Source organism: Polaromonas sp., from assembly GCF_018780625.1.
In the GTDB taxonomy this organism is placed as follows: domain Bacteria; phylum Pseudomonadota; class Gammaproteobacteria; order Burkholderiales; family Burkholderiaceae_C; genus Polaromonas.
In genome coordinates this window covers 1-1,752 of record NZ_JADMJK010000174.1, presented here as the reverse complement: position 1 = coordinate 1,752, position 1,752 = coordinate 1, and the positions used below count along the sequence as shown (strand labels likewise).

The window sequence follows — 1,752 nt, the reverse complement described above, 5'->3', positions numbered from 1 at the left end:
ACCACCGCATGCGCGCGCGCTGCCATCGACAGGCCGGTGATCGCCATCAGATCCGCCGTGTCGTGGTCGATGGTCAGCGAGAGCCGGTCGTCTTGCGCCAGGTTTTTTGCCTTTTGACTGTCCAGCCCGCAGAGAAAATACAGGGTCAAGCCTTCGTTCACATAGCCGACCGTCGTGGCCTGCGGCCAGCCATCCGGGCGCAGCGTCGCCACCGTCATGATGCGGTGCTGGTCCAGCAGCGCCAGGATTTTTTGTCTGATTTCGTCGTCCATGCGTCACCTCCACAATCGCCAACAGGGAAAGGTTCACGGAATTTTGGACTGGTTCAGTGGTATGGCCTTGACGGTTGTCAAGGGCAGGCCGCATCGGGCCGGGTTAGCGCCATGCCCCCCGACGTTCCCTTAATCGCGCCATGTCAGACTGCGGCCGTCGGAGCTTGCAGTCTGGCAAGTGGCGCAGCATTCATTGTAAATCCTGAAAAAAAGAGAACTGGCGCTGATTTCCAGTCGGGTTTCAGCATCAAATCAGGCTATTTCCCAATACATACCGGTCTCAGTAGCTATTGTTTTGATAGTTTTCAGCCGCTTCTGCCGGCGCACGGACTGTAACGCGCGTGCCCAGGGTGCCTGCAGGGCCACTATCACGCGGGGGCGTATTGGAATAGGCTTTGTGCTGCACGGCCTACATACCCGTGCGGCCTGCATCGGGTCAGGTCTTTTGTCCGGCCTCAACCGTCTCAACGGAGGAACACAAAATGCACATCGCCAAGCAAGACATTCCCGTCAGAATTAATGTGCCCGGTGCCGTCGCCCGGCAAAAAATGGATTTTGGCGACGCGAAGGGCTGCGGCATGATCAGCGGCGAGTACTTTTCCCTCGGTGCGGGCACGGACATTGCGCCGCTGCTTCAGGGGCTGGAAGGCGACCTGTGCCAGTCGTCGCACTGGGGCTACGTGCTGGAGGGTGAAATCACCGTCACCTATACAGACGGCCACCATGAAGTGGTCCATGGCGGCGACCTGTTCTACTGGCCCCCGGGGCACACGGTCAAGGTCGGCCAGAACGCGGAGGTCGTGCTGTTCAGCCCGCAGCATGAGCACGGCATGGTCATTGACCACATGCTCAAGAAAATGAGCGCCTGAGCGCCACCGTGCGCAGGTCGGCTCACTCGTGCCGCAGCGCCTCGATCGGGTCCATGCGCGCCGCGCGCCGGGCCGGAAAGTAGCCGAACAGCACGCCAATGCCGGCTGAAAACGCAAACGACAGCAGGTTCACGCCCGGGTTGAACAGGTAGGGCACGTCCATCAGCGCTGCCAGCCCGACGGACGCGCCGGTGGCCAGCACAATCCCGATGACGCCGCCCAGCGATGCCAGCACCACGGCTTCGATCAGGAACTGCAGCAGTACCTCGCGCTCCAGCGCGCCAATCGCCAGCCGCAGACCGATTTCGCGGGTGCGCTCGGTCACGCTGACCAGCATGATGTTCATGATGCCGATGCCGCCCACCAGCAGGCTGACGGCGGCCACGGCGCCCAGCAGCATGGTCAGCACCTTGGTGGTGCCCGACAGGGTTTCGGCCAGCTGCTTGGTGTCCAGCACATTGAAGTTGTCCTCGTCGGCGCTCGCCAGCTTGCGGCGCTCGCGCAGCAGCTGGGTCATGCTGGACTTGACGCGGTTGGCGTCGCTGTCCTCGGCCATCGACACCAGCAGCGTGTTGACGCGGGTGTTGCCGGTGATGCGGCGCTGCAGCGTC

At 62.2% G+C, this 1,752-nt stretch carries 3 protein-coding genes; 1 reads left to right on the top strand and 2 read right to left on the bottom strand.

All coding sequences use genetic code 11. From position 1 onward, the window contains the following. The coding region (locus tag IV091_RS13835; RefSeq protein WP_293469699.1) for a pyridoxamine 5'-phosphate oxidase family protein at window positions 1-272 on the bottom strand (272 nt) is incomplete at its 3' end. Window positions 273-754: 482 nt separating this feature from the next. Between IV091_RS13835 and IV091_RS13830 the strand changes: the two genes are divergently transcribed. Beyond that, window positions 755-1,141, top strand: a complete 387-nt coding sequence (locus IV091_RS13830) for a cupin domain-containing protein (RefSeq protein ID WP_293469697.1) — start codon at window positions 755-757, stop codon at window positions 1,139-1,141. A gap of 22 nt (window positions 1,142-1,163) precedes the next feature. Here IV091_RS13830 and IV091_RS13825 read toward each other — a convergent pair. Beyond that, window positions 1,164-1,752 (bottom strand): FtsX-like permease family protein (locus IV091_RS13825; RefSeq protein ID WP_293469695.1); only part of this gene is annotated, 589 nt, incomplete at its 5' end.